Consider the following 16,813-nt stretch of genomic DNA (forward strand, 5'->3'; position numbering starts at 1 on the left):
ACCGGGTCGTCCTCATCAGACCCTGGTCAGGCCCAGCATCCCCCTGCCGACAGGCGTGATGAATGCCGTCCGCAAGGTCCCGGAGGTAGCCAGCAGCACCGGTCTACCTGATGCCGGTGCAGCGTTCCGACAACCACGGCGACGGCGCACTGGTCGACACCGTGGGGTGGCTTGATCAGTGCGCCGTCGCGTGCCGATGCTCCGCCAGGACGTCCTCGATCACCTGAAGCGCGCCGGTGCGCCATCCGAACTGCATGCCGGCCGATCCCATCAGGTCGGGGGTCTCGACAAAGGCGTGCTGCAGCGTGACGGCAGCCTTCCAGAGCATCCAGCCCCGGGCGCGCGCCCAGGTGGCGTCGTCGAGGCTCACTTCCCGCCGGAAGGCCGCACGGCTGTCGCCGTGGAAGAACGACCAGGCGATCACCAGGTCGCACGCCGGGTCCCCGACTCCACAGGTGCCGAAGTCGATCACCGCGCTCAACCGGCCGCCCTGCACCAGCAGATTGGCGGCGCTCATGTCACCGTGATACCAGACCGGTGAACCGGTCCAACTGCTCTCCTGAGCGGTCTTCCACACCTCCGTCGCGCCGGGCGCATCGATAACGTCCGCGAGAGCGTCGATCGCTGTCCACGCCGACTCGTCCCAGTGGGAAAGGCTGGCGCCGCGGTAGAAGCTGTGCCGACCCGCCGCCGGCCCGCCCGTTCCATCTACCGCGTAGAGGGCAGCCAGGAAGCGACCAAGTTCAACTGCCAGCCCCACGAGGTCCGGTACTCGATCAACGGTCGCGTGGTGACCAGGCAGCCACTCGTACACCGACCAGGGGCGCGGGAAGCGCGAACCGGGCTCTCCGCGACCGAGCGGCCGGGGAATGTCCACCGGCAGGTACCTGCGCAAGCTGGGCAGCCAACGGTGCTCCTTTTCCACCTGCGCCGAGTACATCTCGGCGCTGGGCAGGCGAACCGACATGGTGTCGCCCAGCCGCATGGTGATGTTGTCCCACCCAGGCCGTTCGACCGGTCGGATCGGCAACTGCGCCCACTGCGGGAACTGCTCCTCGAGCAGTTCCCGGATCAGATCCGGCGTGATCGCGTTTCGATCCATGCGTTCCGCCTTTCCCGGGTCGCCACAGTCCGGGACATCGTCGTGGTTAACCCGCAGCGCGTCCACAGGTTAACCACCGGACAGTGGCAATCGTGATTGCACCATCGCTACGCTCCGGAATCGCCTACGCCTCGGGACCAACCGGGAGGACCAGCCAGCGATGCCCTGGTTCGCTCGGTGCCGCAGCGGCGGGCTCAGGCCAACGCGCTCTCCAGGTTGCCGGTGAGGTACCTCAGCGCCGCGGCGGCGTCCGCACCGTCACCGTGTGGACGGCGGAGGTCGCCGAGGAAGGCAGCGACGTCGGCGAGCGGCCACCAGAGCCGGTAGAGGGCGATCCCGGCCGGCGACACGGTACGGCCGCTGATCCGGCGGTACCGGGAGTGCACCTGCGCGTCCGCGCCCGTGGGTTCCTCCCGGAGCATTCCGGCGAACGCGTCGGTGAGCATCCACACGTCCCGCTCCGGGGGCGCCAGCTGCACGGTGGCCCAGTCGATCAGCCAGGCCCCGGTGGGTGAGCGCAGGACGTTGCCGGGATGCGGCTCACCGTGGGTGACCACCCAGTCGGACCCGTCACCGCGTACCTCGGCAACGAGCTGGTCGAACCTCTCCAGCCACTGCCGGACCCGCTCCTCGTGCCGAAGTAACAGTTCCCGGGCAGCCGCGGAGTGCGGGCCACCGGTCCAGGGTCGCCCCAGGTCGGCGAGGGCCGCGTTCAGCCCGTCCCTGCCGGGCAGCAGCAGGTCGGCGCGGGGCGCCAGCTGCGCGACCGCGGGAGTGGCCCGGTGCACCTCGGCGACAAGCCCGGTCACCTCGGCGAGTTCCTCACGCCGATGGGGGCCGAACTGCCCGGCGGTTCCCGCGATGGCCGGAAACACCGACAGGGCGTACCGGGACGACAGTCTCCACAACGGTGCCCCGTTCTCGGCCGGAACGGGCGCGAGCACAAAGCCAAGTCCCGCGTCGTGGTGTAGGGCCAGGGCGGTCTCCTGGGAGCGGCTGAGCCGGCCGAACTCCTCGTCCCGCCCGTCCGCCACGAAGCCGAGGTCGTCAACTTTGACGAACCACTCCGAGCCACGCTGATCGGTCGCCGACCAATGGTGACTGCCGAAGCCCACCGGAAGGTGGGTCAGTGATTCGACGCGAATGCACCATCCTGTACGCAGCACCGCGCGCAGTTCATCCTCATTCAGGCTTTCTGGCCTATCCCACATGTTTGTCACCCTGATCCGAACCTGCCGGTTCGAGGTTCGTCACGGCGAGCGCCGCACTGGATATCTCCCAGCCGGGGACATCCGCCCAGAATTGCCCCAACGCGGCATCGTTTCGTGCCTTCATGTTGAGCTGCACCAGTCGCTTCGTCATGCCGACGATGCTAGATCCTGTTTGGATCTACGTCGTTGGAGATTTGGTTGCTGGTGCTGCCGTTCTACTTTGTCCGCTACGGAATCGTTGCCTGCCTCCTGCTAACACCGAAACCCGCGGCGCCGAGCGCCAGGCCACCCGCCAGCACTGCCGAGCGCGACAGGTTGCGGCCGGCGCGGCCCTTCGGCGGTAGGCCAGGCACCGGGCGGGCTGCCAGCCGGACGGGCGCGGGGTATTCCTGCGCCCCATCCGTGAGGGCAGCTCGACAGCGTGCGGAACAGCGCCCGCCTGGGCTGGCCCCCGGGGGCGCCGGTCCACTCCTTGGACACCCCTTACGGTAACGAAGTGCCGACCCTAGCCATGCTTACTGAAGGCGCGGAAAAGAAGGTAACCCGCAATAGTGGCTGCAACGCCGAAGATAAATCCCTGCGCCATTAAATCCTCATTCATTTCTGAAGAATTTCGAACCATTCGCGATGGTCAACCGTACCAAGCTCGGGCTCGCAAAAACAGGTGGCTGGCCATGCTGAAGCTCCACCCCTCCGGCAGAGTCAGGTGCCGGCGTCGGGTGAGATGAGCCCCAGCGACATCGCCTTCGTGACCGCCGCCGTGCGGTCGGAGACGCCGAGTTTCGCGAACGCGCGCAGCAGATGCGTCTTGACCGTGGCCTCGGCGATGGTCAGGGCCCGGGCGATGTCTGGATTAGACATGCCAACTGCCACGAGGCGCAGAACGTTGACCTCGCGCGGTGACAGCACGTCCCGCTTCGGGTGCCGCACCTGGTTCAGCAGCCGGGTCGCGACCGTCGGTGACAGCACCGTCTCGCCCCGCGCGGCCGCCCGGATGGCACCGAGCAGGTCGGTACGCGAGGAGTCCTTCAGGAGATACCCGGTGGCGCCCGCCTCGACGGCTCGCAGCACGTCCGCGTCAGACTCGTACGTCGTGAGCACCAGCACCCGCGTGTCCGGTGCCACCGTGCGCAGCTGACCGGTGGCGCCCACCCCGTCGAGGCCCGGCATGCGGAGGTCCATCAACACCACATCCGGGTGCAGGGCCCGCACCGACGTGAGCGCCTCGGCCCCGGAGGCGGCCTCGCCGACGACGGTGATGTCCGGCTCGCCGCCGAGCATGCCGCGGACACCGGCCCGTACGACCGGGTGGTCGTCCACCAACAGCACCGAGATCACGAGACCGGTACCTCCACCCGGACCAGGGTGCCCGAACCGGGCTCGGAGCTCACCGTCACCGTGCCGGACATCTGCTCGACGCGACTGCGCATCGCCGCCAACCCGTAGCCTCCCGATTCCGCCGTCACGGCCCGGCCGCACCCGTCGTCCTGCGTCTCCAGTACCACCGACCCGTCGTGGCGCTCCAGCCGTACGACAACCGCGTTGGCCCGGGCGTGCTTGCGGACGTTCGTGAGTGACTCCTGCGCCGTACGCAGCAGCACCACCTCGAGCGCCTTGGGCAGCGGTGGTCCGTGGAGTTCGGTGGCGAACTCCGCGTGCAGGCCGGTCTCCGCGCGGAAGCGGTCAACGAGCCGACGCAGCGCCTGCGCCAGCGAGGAGTCGTCGAGCGCGGCCGGCGTGAGCGCACCGACCAGCGCCCGCGCCTCGGTCAGGTTGTCGCGAGCGGTCTCCATCGCCAGGGCCAGGTGTCGCCGCGCCTTCCCAGGTGACTGTTCGAGATCGGCCTCGGCCGCCTGCATCAGCATCAACACGCTGGACAGCCCCTGCGCGATGGTGTCGTGGATGTCCGCGGCGAGTCGCTGCCGCTCGGCGTGCACGCCGTCCTCGTGGCTGAGCCGCGCCACCTCGGCGCGGCTGGCCTCGAGTTCGCGGATCAGCTCGGCGCGGTCGTCGTTCTGGTCCGAGACGTGGCTGAACCAGGTACCGCACACCACCGAGACGACCACCGTCATCATCGCCACCCACAGCGGCGCCTCGACCAGGGCCACCAGGTCACGCGAAACAGCGAAGATCACCGCCAGGTAGCTGAGGTTGACCGTCACCACCGCGATGAACGCGCGCCGGCGCGGCAGGATGACGTACGCCTGCGGGCACAGCATGGCCAGCAGCAGTGACACACCGTTGGCCATCGCCACACCGGCGGCGAACAACCCGGTGGCGCCGGCGAAGTAGGCGTAGCCGCGCCAGGTGGCGCCACCCCCGTTGGAGAGCACGCGCCGCCACGCGGCGTACCAGACGAGTGCCACGACGATCGTGGCCACCGCCCCGGCGCGGGCCGCGGCCGGTCGGTTCGTGGCCCCCAGGACGAGGGCGGCGGTGGCGACGGCGATGAGGACGTAGTAGATCTCCCACACCGCGTCGCTGGTCCACCATCGGCCACCGACTTCGCCGGGAGGGCTGGTCGGGCCCGTTGCGGTCGGACCCATCGCGGTCGGGCCGCCCGTTGCGGTCGGGCCCGTCGCGGTCGGACCGCCCGTTGCGGTTGGACCGGTTGCGGCGCCGGTGCCGGGGATCACCCGTCCCGGCGTCCCCGCCAGCGAAACGTCGTGCGGCATAGCAGGAGACCTCCGATGCACCACGCGCCCAGGATCACCGCCGTTCTGCCATGCTCCCACGACATCACGACCTCCTGGGTGAGGATGGTGTCCGGCAGCAGCGCCGAACGGAAGCCCTGGGCCATCCACTTCAGCGGGAACAGTGAGCCCATCGTGAGCAGCGGCTCGGGCAACGCGCTGATCGGCGTGTAGAAGATGCCGGAGACCAACGACAGGGCGATGTACGGCAGGTTCATCACGGCGCCGGCGCTCCGCTCCGAGCTGGCCAGGCTGCTCGCCGCGATGCCGAGGAACGTGCATCCGGTGACCCCCAGCACGAACACCCAGGCGAAGGTCAACCAGCGCGACGGGTCGGTCGGCATCGTGACGTCAAACATCAGCACGCCAATTCCGAACAGGACGACAACCTCGGCGACCGTCACGACGAGCACCATGATGACCTTGCCGAGGAAGTAGGCCGCAGCGGGCATCGGTGCACCGCGTAGCCGCTTCAGCGTGCCGTCCTGCCGGTCGGCGGCGACACTGATACCGAGATTGACGAACGTGGTGGAGGCGACGCCGGCGGCGACCATGCTGGGCACGAGATACTGCGCCGAGGTGACGCTGCTGCCCTCGTACACCCCGCTGATCATTGCGCCGAGCAGCGCGAGCAGAACGGCCGGCAGGGCGAACGTGAACACGACGGCGTCGCGCTCCCGGAAGAAGGCCTTCAGCTCGATAATGCCGCGGTGCACGCCAAGGTAGGCGACCGACGGCCCACGGCGCGCGCCAGCGCTCGCTGCGGTGATCATCGGTCTCTCCCGATGAGAGTCAGATAGGCGTCTTCGAGGCTCTGCCGGGTCACGGTGAGGCCCGGCACGGTGCCGCCGTGGCGGCTGGTGAGGTCGGCGACGAGCGGACCGGGGTCCGACGTGTGCGCGGTGCGACGCGCACCGTCCTCGTCCCAGGAGACGGTAACCTCGGCACCGGCCCGTCCACCGAGTGTCGCCGGGTCCCCCGCGGCGACGATTTTTCCCGCGGCGACGACCGCGACCCGGTTGGCGAGCGCCTCGGCCTCGTCTAGATAGTGCGTGGTAAGCAGGACGGTGGTGCCGCGCTCGGCGGCGAGCGAGCGGATCAGGCTCCAGAACTGTCGGCGTGCCCCGGGGTCGAAGCCGGTGGTCGGCTCGTCCAGGAACAGCAGCTTCGGGTTGCCGATGACGCCGACCGCGACATCGAGCCGACGCCGCTGGCCGCCGGAGAGCGTACGCACCCGCGCGCGTGTCTTCTCGCTCAGCCCGACGGAATCGATCACCTGGTCGGGGTCCCCGGCATCGGGGTAGTACCGGGCGAAGTGCCGAACCGTCTCGCCGACGGTGAGCTCGGAGAGGTCGGCGACGTCCTGCGAAACGATGCCGATGCCGTACCGCCAGCTCCGTGGCGCCCGCTGCGGGTCAACGCCGAGGACGGACACCTCGCCCTCATCCCGGCGGCGGTAGCCTTCGAGGATCTCCACCGTCGTCGTCTTGCCGGCACCGTTCGGGCCGAGCAGCGCGAAGATCTCCCCAGTGACGATGTCGAGGTCGATCCCGTCGACCGCCGGGATGTTCCGATAGCGTTTGCGCAGGCCCCGCACTCGTGCGGCGAGCGATTCGGTCATGGGTCCAGGCTCTCGCCACCGTGCCCGGCCGGGGACGACCACCCGACTGAATCCCGGTGTCCACCGATCGGTCGACACCTGCGGCGCGAGCCGGAGGGTCGCCGCCTAGTCGGTCAACGGATGTGGTCGTCGACGGTGGCACCGACCTCCTGCTTCCGGTCACCGTCTGGCTGCACCCGGCGCAGCAGGAGGCCGACGGCGATCGCCAGGGCGATCAGCACCACGCTGCTGATCGCCGATGTCACCGCCATCCCGGTGGTGAACGCCTCCCGAGCAGCGGCGAGCAGGGCATCGCCGAGCCCGCCGGGCAGCTCGGCCGCGACGCTGACCGCCCCGCCCAACGTCTCCGTCGCGACCTGCATCGACTCGGGCGGGGTCGGCACGGGCGCGGACGCGGTCAAGCCCTGGCGGTAGATGGCACCGCCGATGCTCCCCAGCACCGCGATGCCTAGGGCGAGGCCGAGCTCGCTTCCGGTCTCGGAGATGGCCGACGCCGAACCGGCGCGTTCCTCGGGAGCCGCCCCGACGACCAGGTCCGTACTCAGGGTCATCGCACCGGAGATGCCGAGGGACGCAACGACCATGCCGGCCACCAGCAAGGTGAATCCGGTGGCCGAGCCGATTCCGGCCAGAGCACCGAAACCCACCGCACCGAGCGCCAGGCCACCCCCCATCACTGCCGAGCGCGACAGGCGGCGGACGGCGAGCGGCGCCAGCATCGCCCCGGCAACGCCCACCAGCGTCCACGGCAGGGACCAGAGTCCGGCTCGCAGCGGGGACATACCGAGGACGAGTTGGAGGTACTGGCCCGCGAAGAACTGCACGCCCGCCATCGCGAAGACCGCCAGGGTCTGCACGGCGACGGCCACCCCAAACGTCCGGCGGGTGAACAACGCCAGGTCGAGGAGGGGATCCCGCAACATCCGCTGCCGGCGAACGAAGATCCAGCCGAGACCGGCCCCCAGGGCTATGCAGGCCCACGGCAGCGGACCGCTGGCCCCCTCGGCGAACTGTTTGAACCCGAACACCACGGCCAGCATGGTGACCAGCGAGGCGAGAGCACTGAGCAGGTCCGGGCGGCCGGCACCGGGGTCCGCCACCTCCGGGAGCAGCATCGGACCGATGATCAGCAACAGCACCATCACCGGCACGCCGAGCAGAAACACCGCTCCCCACCAGTAGAACTCAAGGACAATCCCACCCACCAGCGGCCCGATCGCGGTCCCGGTGACAAAGCTGGTCATCCAGACACCGACCGCAACTCCGCGCTGCGCCGGGCTCGGAAACATGCTGCGGATCAACGCCAGGGTCGAGGGCATCAGCGTGGCCCCGGCGACACCGAGCAGCGCCCGGGTCAGGATCAGCATCTCCGGTGTGGTGGAGAACGACGCCAGCAACGACGCGATGCCGAACCCGAACGCGCCGATCAACAACAGCCGTCGACGGCCGATCCGATCGCCGAGCGACCCCATGGTGATCAGGAAGCCGGCGATGAGGAAACCGTAGACGTCAGTGATCCAGAGCAGTTCCGAACTGCTCGGCTTGAGCGCTTCACTGAGCGCCGGCACCGCCAGGTGCAGCACCGTGAGGTCCATCGCCACCAACAGCGTCGGCAGAGCCAGGGCAGCCAGCCCCCACCACTCTCGCCGCCCCGCCCGCTGCGACTCCTGAGCCACCATGACCCACCTTTTTCATCGATGTATCGGGATTTGTCGTCGATGTACGACTCTGTCGATCGCCACCACCGAACCTAGAAGTTGAAGAACACTTCAAGTCAAGGCGACTGACCGGCCAAGGGCCGCCGTGCCCGATCCGGGCCCCCGACCTACCGCTGTCCGGCTCGGACAACAGCGGCCGCTGACGTGCAGCACGGTCTCGCAGCAGCTCCTCAGCCGGCCGAGTACCACGCGTAACCGAAAGATTGAACGCCGAGCATAATGGAGCAGTGATCCCGGCCGGCCTGAACCGCCGTGATGTGATCGTCGCCGGGACGTGCATCAGTGGGGTGGCGATCTTGACCGCCCTCGGCGCCAACGACAACCCGAGCCACACCGGGTGGTTGCTGGGCACCGGGACCCTCACCGGAATCGCCGCCGGGCTGACTCGCGCCCGACCGTTCGCCGGGCTCGGGCTGGGTGTCGTCGCCGCGGTGATCGACATGGCGATCGGCCCGTCGCTCGCCACTGTGGTGATCTTCAGTCAAATCCTGCACGACGCCACGGTGCACGGGCCCCGGCGACTGTCCCGGTTGCTGTTGTGGACCGGCGCGTTGGTCACCGTCGGTGTCACGATCGCTACGATGCTGACGTACCGGACGGCGAGCGCGGCGGTCACCGGGGTGCTGCTGGCTATCGTTCTGCTCCTGCCGGTGTGGAGCGGGATTTCGATTCGCGAGCACCGCGATCGGTCCGAGGCCGAACGACGCAACGCCGAGCAGGTGGCCCGGCTCGCCGAGTTGGACAACCGACAGGCGGTGGCGGCCGAGCGCACCCGGATGGCACGCGAGCTGCACGACGTGGTCGCCAATCACATCGGGATCATCGCTATTCACTCCACCGGAGCGCTCTCGCTGGCCGAGGACCGCCACGACCAGAGGCGCCAGGCACTCACGGTGATCCGGGAGAACGCGGTACGGGGACTGGCCGAGCTGCGCGAGTCGATCAACCTACTGCGAATGAATGACACCGGCGCGGCCGTCGGCGCCCGCGGCATCGAGGACGTGCCGGCGCTGATCAGGCAGGTAGAACAGGCCGAGCTGACCGTACGGATGGCAACTCTGGGCCGGCCGCGCTCCCTACCGGCGGCGGTGGAGATGGCCGCGTACCGGATCGCGCAGGAAAGTTTGACGAACGCCGTCAAGCACGGCGCTGGCGAAGCTGACATGACCATCGACTACCAGGGCAGGCAGCTGGTGATCACAGTGTCCAACCCGGTACGGAACACGGTCGGTGACGACGCTGGGACGTACGGGGCGAGGGCGGGCCTGATCGGGATGCGCGAGCGTGCGTTGTTGCTGGGTGGGACGTTCACCGCCGACGTGGTCGACGACGGGTTCCGGGTCCGGGTGACCCTGCCCGTGGCGGAGACGAGCCGGTGACGACGAAGGTTCTGATAGCCGACGACCACGGCGCGGTACGTGCGGGGCTGGTGTTGGTACTCAGCGCCGCACCGGACATCGAGGTGGTCGGCGAGGCCGGCAACGGCGAGGAGGCCGTCGCGTTGGCTCACCGGCTGCGGCCGGACGTGGTGCTGATGGACATCCGGATGCCCGGCACAGACGGCATCGCGGCGACCCGCCAGCTGGTAGCACTCACCGACGTGCTGATCCTGACCACCTTCGACCTCGACGAGTACGTCTACGGCGCACTGCGCGCCGGGGCCGCGGGCTTCCTGCTCAAGGACACCGACGCCGACAAGCTGATCGAAGCGGTCCGGCTGATCGCCGACGGCGACGGGATGATCGCCCCGGAGGTGACTCGCCGAGTGATCACCGCTTTCGCCGAACAGCACCCCCCACCGGCCCTCGGGGCACCGGTCGGGCTGGACAAGCTGACCACTCGGGAGCGTGAAGTACTGGCCCATATCGGCGCCGGGCTGTCCAACCGAGAAATTGCCCGCGTGCTCGGCATGGCCAGCACCACCACCAAGACCCATGTGAGCCGGGTCCTGACCAAGCTGAACCTGCGCAGCCGGGTGGAGGCCGCAGTGCTGGCCCGTGAGCTGCGTCTCCGCACCGACCAGCCGGAGCCGTGGAATCGGGCTTGAGCTGGATGGATCGGCCGGCTGGGCGTGGCTGAACCCGCGGTACGGGCACCGGTCTACTTCCTTTGGCGTACCGGCCGCTACAACTTCCGCCGGACGCCTGCGCACGCGATTCCCGCTAGCTTCGGCTGACCGTCCGGAGAAGATCCGGAATGTCGGCTGAAAGGTGAACGCAATGGGCCTCTTGAGCAAGAACCTCTTGCCCGGAAGCACCACGTTCGTGGTCGGACTGTTGCTGTGGCTGTTCGCCGACGAGATCCAGGTCCCGATTTTCGCCCTGACCAAGGTCGGCGTCGTGCTGATGGCGCTCGGCACGCTCGAGTTCTGCTACGGCCTCTACCTGGCGATGACCGGACCCAGCACCGCCCGGCGGCAGGACCTGCCCGAAGCTACGGGATCGGTACGGCATCGAGCTGGTGCAGCACCGCCTCTGGTAGCTGCAGGTCGGCGGCGGCGAGGTTCATCCGGGCGTGACTGACCCGCGTGGTGCCGGGCAGCGGAAGGACGGTGCGGCCGTGTACGCGTTCGCGGTGGTGGACCCACGCCAGCGCGACCTGTCCGGGGGAGGCGCCGAGCTGTTGGGCGAGACGGGCCAGGACCGCGCCGGGGTGGTGCGGCGGCGTGTCGTCGCCAGTCGGCCGGTGGTGGAGCAGGCCGTGGGACGTCGGTGAGTGCGCCACGATGGTGATGCGGTGCTCGGCGGCGGCGGCCAGCAGGCTGCCCTCGATGCCGCGCTCGGTCAGGGACCAGCGCTCCTGCAGTGCGGTGATCGGGTGCACGGTCTGGGCGCGGTGCAGGTCCTCGGCGGTGACGTTGGAGAGTCCGATCGCCCGTACGAGCCCGCGGGCCACCAGGTCGGCCAGGGCCCCGACGGTCTCCTCGATGGGCACGGTGTCGCTGCGATGATGCAGGTAGTACAGGTCGATGACGTCGGTGCCCAGTCGCTGGAGGCTGGCCTCGCAGGCGTTCCGAAGGTATGCGGGATCGGCGTGCACCTCGAAGCCGCGGGGGAGGTCGGGGCGGAGCCGGAGGCCGAACTTGGTGGCCAGGGTGACCTGCCCGCGCCGGGAGCGGATGGCGCGGCCGACGAGTTCCTCGTTGCCGTACGCATCGGCGGTGTCGATCATGCGTACCCCGTGGTCGAGGGCGGCGTGAATGACGGCGACGGGATCGCGGTCCGGGTCGGCGGCGGCGCTGTCCCGGAGGCGCATGGCACCGAAGCCCTGCCGCCCGAACGCTTCAGCGGTCAACGGTGGCGTCATGCGCGGTACCCGTGCAGGAAGACCCGCACGCCCGCGGTGATCCAGTCGTTCCGTCCGCGCGTGTTGGTAGGGGTGCCCGGCGGACCGGGTGTCGCCGAGATCAAGCGCGCGAAGTGCACGGCGGCCCGCTCGGCATCGTCGATGCGCAGCAGGTCAGCCTCGGCCCAGCGACGCAGGCGGGTGGCGAGTTCGGCGCGAACGCGGGCGGGACCCGCCTGCCACCAGGCGGCGACCGCCTCGGCACTGAGGTGGTCGGTCTCGGTGTCGACCTGCCGGATCAGTGCGCGGTGCACTTCCGGCTGCCGGGTGTCGGAGAGCCACGCGTGGGCGAAGGCCGCGAGTGCCGGTTCGACCTGGTCGCGGGTGGCGACGGCGTCGAGGTGGCGTTCGACCAGCGCGGTGTGCTGCGCGGCGACAGTGGCCGCGGACTCGGTGATCACCGTGGTGAAGAGCGTCGTCTTGTCCGTGAAGTGCTTGTAGATGGTCCGGGTGGAGACGCCGGCCTCGTTCGCGATCGTGTCGATGCTGGCGCGGCTGAATCCGTCGCGGGCGAACGCCTGTAGCGCTCCGCTGAGGATCGCGGCTCGCTTCTCCCCGCGAAGCCGTGGCCCGGTGGCCGATGCGCTGGTCGTCTCAGTCATGGCGTCCTCTCGTCGCTTTCGCCACCCACGCTACCATGTAAAGTACCGGGTGTACTTTACAAATTTGGAGGCATCATGACCCGCATCGCCGTCATCGTCGGCAGCACCCGCCGGCACCGCCGCGGCAAGGCTGTCGCCGACTGGACGCTGCGGACCGCACGGTCCCGGGGCCCGGCGGACACGGTGTTCGAGCTGGTCGACCTGGCCGAGTTCCACCTTCCCGTGCTCGACGAGTCGGCCCCGGCGCTTTACCACACCTACGAACACGAGCACACCAAGCGCTGGGCCGCTGCCATCGAAGCCTTCGACGGCTACGTCTTCGTCACCCCCGAGTACAACCACGGCGTCCCCGGCGGTTTGAAGAACGCGATCGACTACCTGTTCTCCGAGTGGAACGACAAGGCCGCAGGCTTCGTCAGCTACGGCGTCCACGGCGGGGTGCGGGCGGTGGAGCAGCTCCGCCAGATCGCCGCCGAGCTCAAGCTCGCCGACGTGCGCACCCAGGTCACCCTCAGCACCTTTACCGACTTCGACTACACCGGACTCGACCCGGCCGACCCCGCCACCACCGGCGTGTTCACCCCCGCCGAACGTCACGCCGACGACCTTGCCGGACTGCTCGACGAAACGGTCGCCTGGAGCCGCGCACTCGCCACACTGCGCACGGTCGCCGCGGCCAGCTGAACCGGCGGCCCGAGGCAGTGTCGCCACCGACCGCGCTTGCGGCGCCGTCGGTTCCCACCTCCCACGACAGCCTGCCGGTGATCCTCGCCGAGCTCCTCGCCCTGCCGATGTCCAATCCTCGGCGCCGCACCCGACGCCGACCGGCTCGCGAGCGATAGCCGCGAACCGGCGCGCTGGTCGCCTTTGCGGAGTGTGGTCCTGGGGTAGGTTTGGTGCCTCGACGGCCGACGACGGGGAGGGTCAGCGGGATGGACGCCGGTACCGAGGAATTGCGGGACGCACACGACGTGTTGTCGGAGTGGTACGCGAAAAACCTGGTCGGGCTACTGGAGAGCATGCCCATCGAGCGGGCGATGCTCGACCTGTTCGCCGAGCTGACCTTGTCCCTGGGTACGGAGGTCGCCGACGTCGGTTGCGGTACCGGACGACTCCTTCCGTACCTCGCGGGTCGCGGCCTGTCGCCGTCTGGGGTGGATCTGTCGCCGGGAATGGTGGCGGTGGCGCGGCGGGAGCATCCGGGCTTCGGGTACGAGGTCGCCGATCTGCGAGAGCTACCGTTCACCGACGCGTCGCTGGCCGGGGTGGTGTGCTGGTATTCATTGATCTTCCTGGCGCCGGGCTCCCGGGCGAAGGCATTCGCCGAGCTCGCCCGGGTCGTACGGCCGGGCGGCTACCTGGTGGCGGCGTTCAAGTACGGCGACGGGACCGGGCATCGGAATTCCCCCGGTAGCCCCGTCGAGAGCCTCGGCGTCGACTTCGATCGGTACTGGCTCTCGGCCCGGGAAATGGAGGACCGCTTCACCACCGCCGGATTCACCCTGGTGTTCCAGGGCAGCGCCCCGCCCGAAGAGCCCGAGCCCGCATACGGGTACATGCTGGTCCGCAAGACCAGTTTCGCGAACACGTAGGGCGCCGAGCACAGGCCTCCGCACACCGCCGTCCCGCGAGGCCCCTCCCGGGTGGTGCGGAAGGGGCCTCGGCCTGTGAGGTCGTAGCGGTTAGCTCGTTCCGTGGGTTCGACGTGGTGGACGCGGGTTACTCGCCCGGGGTCAGCCGGCTCGGCGGAGACGTCCCAACATGCCATCAAGATCACGAGCGAAGATCTCGCGCCGGAAGACGTGTCCGCCCGGCTCTTCGAGTCCCTCGTGGGCAATACCGGCCTGGCTGAGAGCGGCGCGGAACTCGCGTTGTCCGGCAAGCACCTGGGTCTCGTTGATGACGTCCCACCAGTCGACCGGGTTTGGTGAGGTGCCGGCGACCAGGAAGACTCGTTTGTGGTGGTAGCTCGGAATGCGTTCCATCGGGTTGTCCGCGGTGATCCGAGCCTGGTCGAAGACCGGCGCACCGTAGATGGTGCCGCCACCCAGTTCCACCGCCGCGGAGCTGAGCCGTCAGCTGGCCGAGTCGAACGACGCCTCGAGCTGCGGGAGGTAGTCGGCGATCGCCGGGGCCCAGCAGCCATAGTTGTGCCCGCCATTGCACGTGGGGGCCAAGGTGGAGCCGTCCCCGTAGTTGACGGTGTCGTGGGGGATACCGAGGTTGTCGAGGCGGTCCTCGACAGTCGCGGTGGCGATGGCGGTGAAATAGTCGACGGCGCCCTGGTTGCCGGTGTAGAGCGCGATGGTGGTGTCAGCCAACCTGGCGAGGTTGGCCGGTGCGGCCGGGTCAACTTCGTTCCAGATCCGGTCAGCGTTGAAGACGGGATATGGAGAGCCGAAAATAGCGTCACTGTCGACGTACGGGCCGTAGTTCGGACACGGGCCGGCCGGCACGGAGCTGCACGGCAGGCCGGGGAGGTTGAGTTCCGTGGCCAGGACGACCGCGCGGATCGCCGCCATACCGAAGTCGATCCCACCGGACAACGAGGCGACGTGACCAAACAGGTCCGGGCGGGCCTCCGCGTAGTGCAGCGATCCGAAGCCGCCCATCGACAGGCCGATGACGGCCCGATGGTTCCGGTCGGTGCGGGTACGCAGGTTGGCGTCGATGAAGGGGACGACCTGTTCGGTGTGGAAGGTCTCCCAATTGGCCGCGCCGAGGGCGGTGTCCTGCATGACCCAGTCGGCGTACCAACCCTTGAGCCCGCCGTCCGGAGCCACCGTGATCATCGAGTTTGAGCGCAGGGCCGGGACGGCCGCCACGTCGTCCGGGCCGCCGGCCCCACCGTGCAGGAAGTACGCGACCGGCCAGCGCTGGTCGGGTTCGGTGGCGTAGTCGGCGGGAAGAAACACGCGGATCTTGTGTTGGCCGGACAACTGCGCCGTGGTCACGGTGAGGGTGAGGTCGGTGCTGGAGTGGGCCTCGCTGTCAACGATGGTCAGCCCCTGGCCGTCGGTGAAGCTCGGGATCTCGACGGGTTGGGCCTGCGCCGCCGATCCGGCGACAGCGACCGTCGCTACCGCGGCCACGGTGGCGGCGGGAAGCCGCAGGAACGACCGGGTTCGGTCGGAGAACAGCCGGGTTCTCATTGGTTGTGTGGTCCCTTCCTCGAGACGGTCACCGGCTCGGTTGCTGGCGGCAACGCGGAGCGGTCGGTGGACGCGTCGATTCCTCGTTCGGGCACCGCTGATGGTGGTATTCGGGCAGGTACGGAGGACAGGTCACAACACCGGCCATTCGTGACCGGCCCAGCACCGCGTCAACGCCCGCCCCGGCGACGCCGAAGCCCGTGCGGTTCAGACCGACTCGGCCACGGATGGACGTACGACGCCGTCCACGCAGGTCGACTGGGCCGTGACCGCGATCGAGGCGAAGTGCCCGCCGCCTTCAAGGCAGCTACCCAGCGGCAGCGGTCGAGGCGGCTACGACCTGCCGCTACCCGCGTTCCCGACTCGTACGCGGCGTGACTCCGTTCGCTCGCCCTACCACCGGTCGACAGCGAGCAGGCTGGATACTGCACTCTGCAGGCAGGTGTGCGGAAGGAGCTGATCGTGAGTTCGGACAAGGTGAGCGCGGCCGAGACGCGTTCCGAAACGGTCGTGTCGATACTGGATGGTGCCACTGGCTGGGAGCCCCTCTCCGGCGGGCTCGCCCACCACGTACGGCGAGTCCGACTCGCCGATGGCCGGCCGGCCGTGGTCAAGCAGACCCCGGCGTCCTCGCAGAACCCGCCCGGCATGTTCGCCCTGGAAGCCGCGGGGCTGCGCGCCCTCCATGAAATCGGTGGCGTTCCGACTCCCGAGGTTTACGAGGTGACAGAGCACCATCTCGTCCTCGCCGCGCTGGCTCCCCGCCCCGACACCGACCGGTACTGGGAAGAAGCCGGCCGTACGATCGCCCGCCTGCACTCCGTTACGGGCAGCACCTTTGGCTGGCCCGAGGACGGCTGGCTCGGCCTACTCCCCCAGCACAACAAGCAGACCGACGACGGCCACGAGTTCTTCGCCACCCACCGGCTACTGCGCTACGCGGCCGAGCCGAAGGTCCAACAGGTGCTGGACCCGACCGACCTGACCCGGCTGGAACGCATCTGCGAACGGCTACCCGAGCTGCTCCCATCCGCCCCCGCCGTGCTCACCCACGGCGACCTCTGGCGCAACAACCTCATCGCCACCGACCAGGGCACCCCCGTACTCATCGACCCCGCGGTGCACTGGAACTGGGCCGAAGCCGACCTCAGCATGATCTACAGCGTCGACCGCCCACCCGAGCCCTTCTTCGCCGCGTACGAGGAGGCCGCCGCTCCCCAGCCCGGCTGGCGGGACCGCATGGACCTGCTCAACCTCCGCGAACAGCTCAGCGTCCTCGCCCACTTCGGCTCCGACCTCCCGGACTGGGTCCGCGACACCAAAGCCGTGCTGCGCAAATACAGCTGAACGGTGGGCTGCGGCCGGCACC

General features: G+C 69.0%; 17 protein-coding genes and 1 pseudogene. 6 read left to right on the forward strand and 12 right to left on the reverse strand.

Annotated features, from left to right (window positions below; genetic code table 11):
- Positions 1 to 175: 175 nt before the first annotated feature.
- From SALPAC2_RS0114340 to SALPAC2_RS0114375, 8 genes are all read right to left on the reverse strand, one after another.
- Positions 176 to 1,102 carry an aminoglycoside phosphotransferase family protein gene (locus tag SALPAC2_RS0114340; protein ID WP_033661864.1) on the reverse strand — a complete coding sequence of 309 codons (927 nt, stop codon included), beginning with the start codon at positions 1,100 to 1,102 and terminating at the stop codon, positions 176 to 178.
- 194 nt (positions 1,103 to 1,296) lie between these two features.
- The gene (locus SALPAC2_RS0114345; protein WP_018217334.1) at positions 1,297 to 2,217 is read right to left on the reverse strand and encodes a phosphotransferase; all 921 of its coding nucleotides are present in this window, start codon (positions 2,215 to 2,217) and stop codon (positions 1,297 to 1,299) included.
- A gap of 85 nt (positions 2,218 to 2,302) precedes the next feature.
- A complete protein-coding gene (locus SALPAC2_RS27320; protein WP_162561345.1) occupies positions 2,303 to 2,464 on the reverse strand; it encodes a hypothetical protein in 162 nt (53 codons plus the stop codon).
- 551 nt (positions 2,465 to 3,015) lie between these two features.
- Complete coding sequence (locus SALPAC2_RS0114355; RefSeq protein ID WP_018217335.1) at positions 3,016 to 3,651, reverse strand: response regulator; 636 nt, start codon at positions 3,649 to 3,651, stop codon at positions 3,016 to 3,018.
- Positions 3,648 to 4,988 (reverse strand): sensor histidine kinase, encoded by a 1,341-nt coding sequence (locus tag SALPAC2_RS0114360; RefSeq protein WP_018217336.1) that lies wholly within the window; start codon positions 4,986 to 4,988, stop codon positions 3,648 to 3,650. Before SALPAC2_RS0114360 ends, SALPAC2_RS0114355 begins: the two co-directional genes overlap by 4 nt.
- Positions 4,946 to 5,779 (reverse strand): ABC transporter permease, encoded by an 834-nt coding sequence (locus tag SALPAC2_RS0114365; protein WP_018217337.1) that lies wholly within the window; start codon positions 5,777 to 5,779, stop codon positions 4,946 to 4,948. The genes SALPAC2_RS0114360 and SALPAC2_RS0114365 overlap by 43 nt, the downstream gene beginning before the upstream one ends.
- Positions 5,776 to 6,627, reverse strand: a complete 852-nt coding sequence (locus SALPAC2_RS0114370) for an ABC transporter ATP-binding protein (RefSeq protein ID WP_018217338.1) — start codon at positions 6,625 to 6,627, stop codon at positions 5,776 to 5,778. The genes SALPAC2_RS0114365 and SALPAC2_RS0114370 overlap by 4 nt, the downstream gene beginning before the upstream one ends.
- 113 nt (positions 6,628 to 6,740) lie before the next feature.
- Positions 6,741 to 8,306, reverse strand: coding sequence for an MFS transporter (locus SALPAC2_RS0114375; protein ID WP_018217339.1), 1,566 nt, complete (start codon positions 8,304 to 8,306; stop codon positions 6,741 to 6,743).
- Positions 8,307 to 8,572: 266 nt separating this feature from the next.
- On the opposite strand from SALPAC2_RS0114375, the gene SALPAC2_RS0114380 reads away from it, so the two are divergent.
- The 3 genes from SALPAC2_RS0114380 to SALPAC2_RS28520 all read left to right on the forward strand — a co-directional run bounded on the left by SALPAC2_RS0114380 (position 8,573) and on the right by SALPAC2_RS28520 (position 10,867).
- Positions 8,573 to 9,724, forward strand: coding sequence for a sensor histidine kinase (locus SALPAC2_RS0114380; RefSeq protein ID WP_018217340.1), 1,152 nt, complete (start codon positions 8,573 to 8,575; stop codon positions 9,722 to 9,724).
- Positions 9,721 to 10,392, forward strand: coding sequence for a response regulator (locus tag SALPAC2_RS0114385; RefSeq protein WP_018217341.1), 672 nt, complete (start codon positions 9,721 to 9,723; stop codon positions 10,390 to 10,392). Before SALPAC2_RS0114380 ends, SALPAC2_RS0114385 begins: the two co-directional genes overlap by 4 nt.
- A gap of 172 nt (positions 10,393 to 10,564) precedes the next feature.
- Complete coding sequence (locus SALPAC2_RS28520; RefSeq protein ID WP_026184737.1) at positions 10,565 to 10,867, forward strand: DUF5708 family protein; 303 nt, start codon at positions 10,565 to 10,567, stop codon at positions 10,865 to 10,867.
- On the opposite strand, the gene SALPAC2_RS0114395 is transcribed toward SALPAC2_RS28520, so the two are convergent.
- Together SALPAC2_RS0114395 and SALPAC2_RS0114400 are read right to left on the reverse strand one after the other, a co-directional pair.
- On the reverse strand, positions 10,779 to 11,600 hold the full coding sequence (locus SALPAC2_RS0114395) for an aldo/keto reductase (protein WP_188115890.1): 822 nt from the start codon (positions 11,598 to 11,600) through the stop codon (positions 10,779 to 10,781). The genes SALPAC2_RS28520 and SALPAC2_RS0114395 overlap by 89 nt on opposite strands.
- A gap of 47 nt (positions 11,601 to 11,647) precedes the next feature.
- Entirely contained in the window at positions 11,648 to 12,292 is a 645-nt protein-coding gene (locus SALPAC2_RS0114400) for a TetR/AcrR family transcriptional regulator (RefSeq protein WP_018217343.1), read from the reverse strand.
- 75 nt (positions 12,293 to 12,367) lie between these two features.
- Here SALPAC2_RS0114400 and SALPAC2_RS0114405 point away from each other — a divergent pair, with 75 nt between their 5' ends.
- Positions 12,368 to 12,976: an NADPH-dependent FMN reductase gene (locus SALPAC2_RS0114405; RefSeq protein WP_018217344.1), complete on the forward strand. Its 609-nt coding sequence runs from the start codon at positions 12,368 to 12,370 to the stop codon at positions 12,974 to 12,976.
- 248 nt (positions 12,977 to 13,224) lie between these two features.
- Positions 13,225 to 13,884 carry a class I SAM-dependent DNA methyltransferase gene (locus SALPAC2_RS0114410; protein WP_018217345.1) on the forward strand — a complete coding sequence of 220 codons (660 nt, stop codon included), beginning with the start codon at positions 13,225 to 13,227 and terminating at the stop codon, positions 13,882 to 13,884.
- A gap of 141 nt (positions 13,885 to 14,025) precedes the next feature.
- On the opposite strand, the pseudogene SALPAC2_RS0114415 reads toward SALPAC2_RS0114410, so the two are convergent.
- Positions 14,026 to 14,364 (reverse strand): annotated as a pseudogene (locus SALPAC2_RS0114415) (alpha/beta hydrolase-fold protein); the annotation flags it as partial.
- 3 nt (positions 14,365 to 14,367) lie between these two features.
- Positions 14,368 to 15,444, reverse strand: coding sequence for an alpha/beta hydrolase (locus SALPAC2_RS0114420; protein ID WP_018217347.1), 1,077 nt, complete (start codon positions 15,442 to 15,444; stop codon positions 14,368 to 14,370).
- Positions 15,445 to 15,906: 462 nt separating this feature from the next.
- Here SALPAC2_RS0114420 and SALPAC2_RS0114425 point away from each other — a divergent pair, with 462 nt between their 5' ends.
- A complete protein-coding gene (locus SALPAC2_RS0114425) occupies positions 15,907 to 16,791 on the forward strand; it encodes a fructosamine kinase family protein (RefSeq protein ID WP_026184739.1) in 885 nt (294 codons plus the stop codon).
- Positions 16,792 to 16,813 lie beyond the last annotated feature (22 nt).

This window comes from Salinispora vitiensis, assembly GCF_000378825.1.
Taxonomy (GTDB): domain Bacteria; phylum Actinomycetota; class Actinomycetes; order Mycobacteriales; family Micromonosporaceae; genus Micromonospora; species Micromonospora vitiensis.

Bases quoted from the DNA above. Each gene is read 5' to 3' on its own strand.
- SALPAC2_RS0114365 (WP_018217337.1), bottom strand. From the start codon at position 5,779: ATGATCACCGCAGCGAGCGCTGGCGCGCGCCGTGGGCCGTCGGTCGCC.
- SALPAC2_RS0114405 (WP_018217344.1), top strand. From the start codon at position 12,368: ATGACCCGCATCGCCGTCATCGTCGGCAGCACCCGCCGGCACCGCCGC.
- SALPAC2_RS0114410 (WP_018217345.1), top strand. From the start codon at position 13,225: ATGGACGCCGGTACCGAGGAATTGCGGGACGCACACGACGTGTTGTCG.
- SALPAC2_RS27320 (WP_162561345.1), bottom strand. From the start codon at position 2,464: ATGACGAAGCGACTGGTGCAGCTCAACATGAAGGCACGAAACGATGCC.
- SALPAC2_RS0114375 (WP_018217339.1), bottom strand. From the start codon at position 8,306: ATGGTGGCTCAGGAGTCGCAGCGGGCGGGGCGGCGAGAGTGGTGGGGG.
- SALPAC2_RS0114370 (WP_018217338.1), bottom strand. From the start codon at position 6,627: ATGACCGAATCGCTCGCCGCACGAGTGCGGGGCCTGCGCAAACGCTAT.
- SALPAC2_RS0114400 (WP_018217343.1), bottom strand. From the start codon at position 12,292: ATGACTGAGACGACCAGCGCATCGGCCACCGGGCCACGGCTTCGCGGG.
- SALPAC2_RS0114420 (WP_018217347.1), bottom strand. From the start codon at position 15,444: ATGAGAACCCGGCTGTTCTCCGACCGAACCCGGTCGTTCCTGCGGCTT.
- SALPAC2_RS0114395 (WP_188115890.1), bottom strand. From the start codon at position 11,600: ATGCGCCTCCGGGACAGCGCCGCCGCCGACCCGGACCGCGATCCCGTC.
- SALPAC2_RS0114360 (WP_018217336.1), bottom strand. From the start codon at position 4,988: ATGCCGCACGACGTTTCGCTGGCGGGGACGCCGGGACGGGTGATCCCC.
- SALPAC2_RS28520 (WP_026184737.1), top strand. From the start codon at position 10,565: ATGGGCCTCTTGAGCAAGAACCTCTTGCCCGGAAGCACCACGTTCGTG.
- SALPAC2_RS0114340 (WP_033661864.1), bottom strand. From the start codon at position 1,102: ATGGATCGAAACGCGATCACGCCGGATCTGATCCGGGAACTGCTCGAG.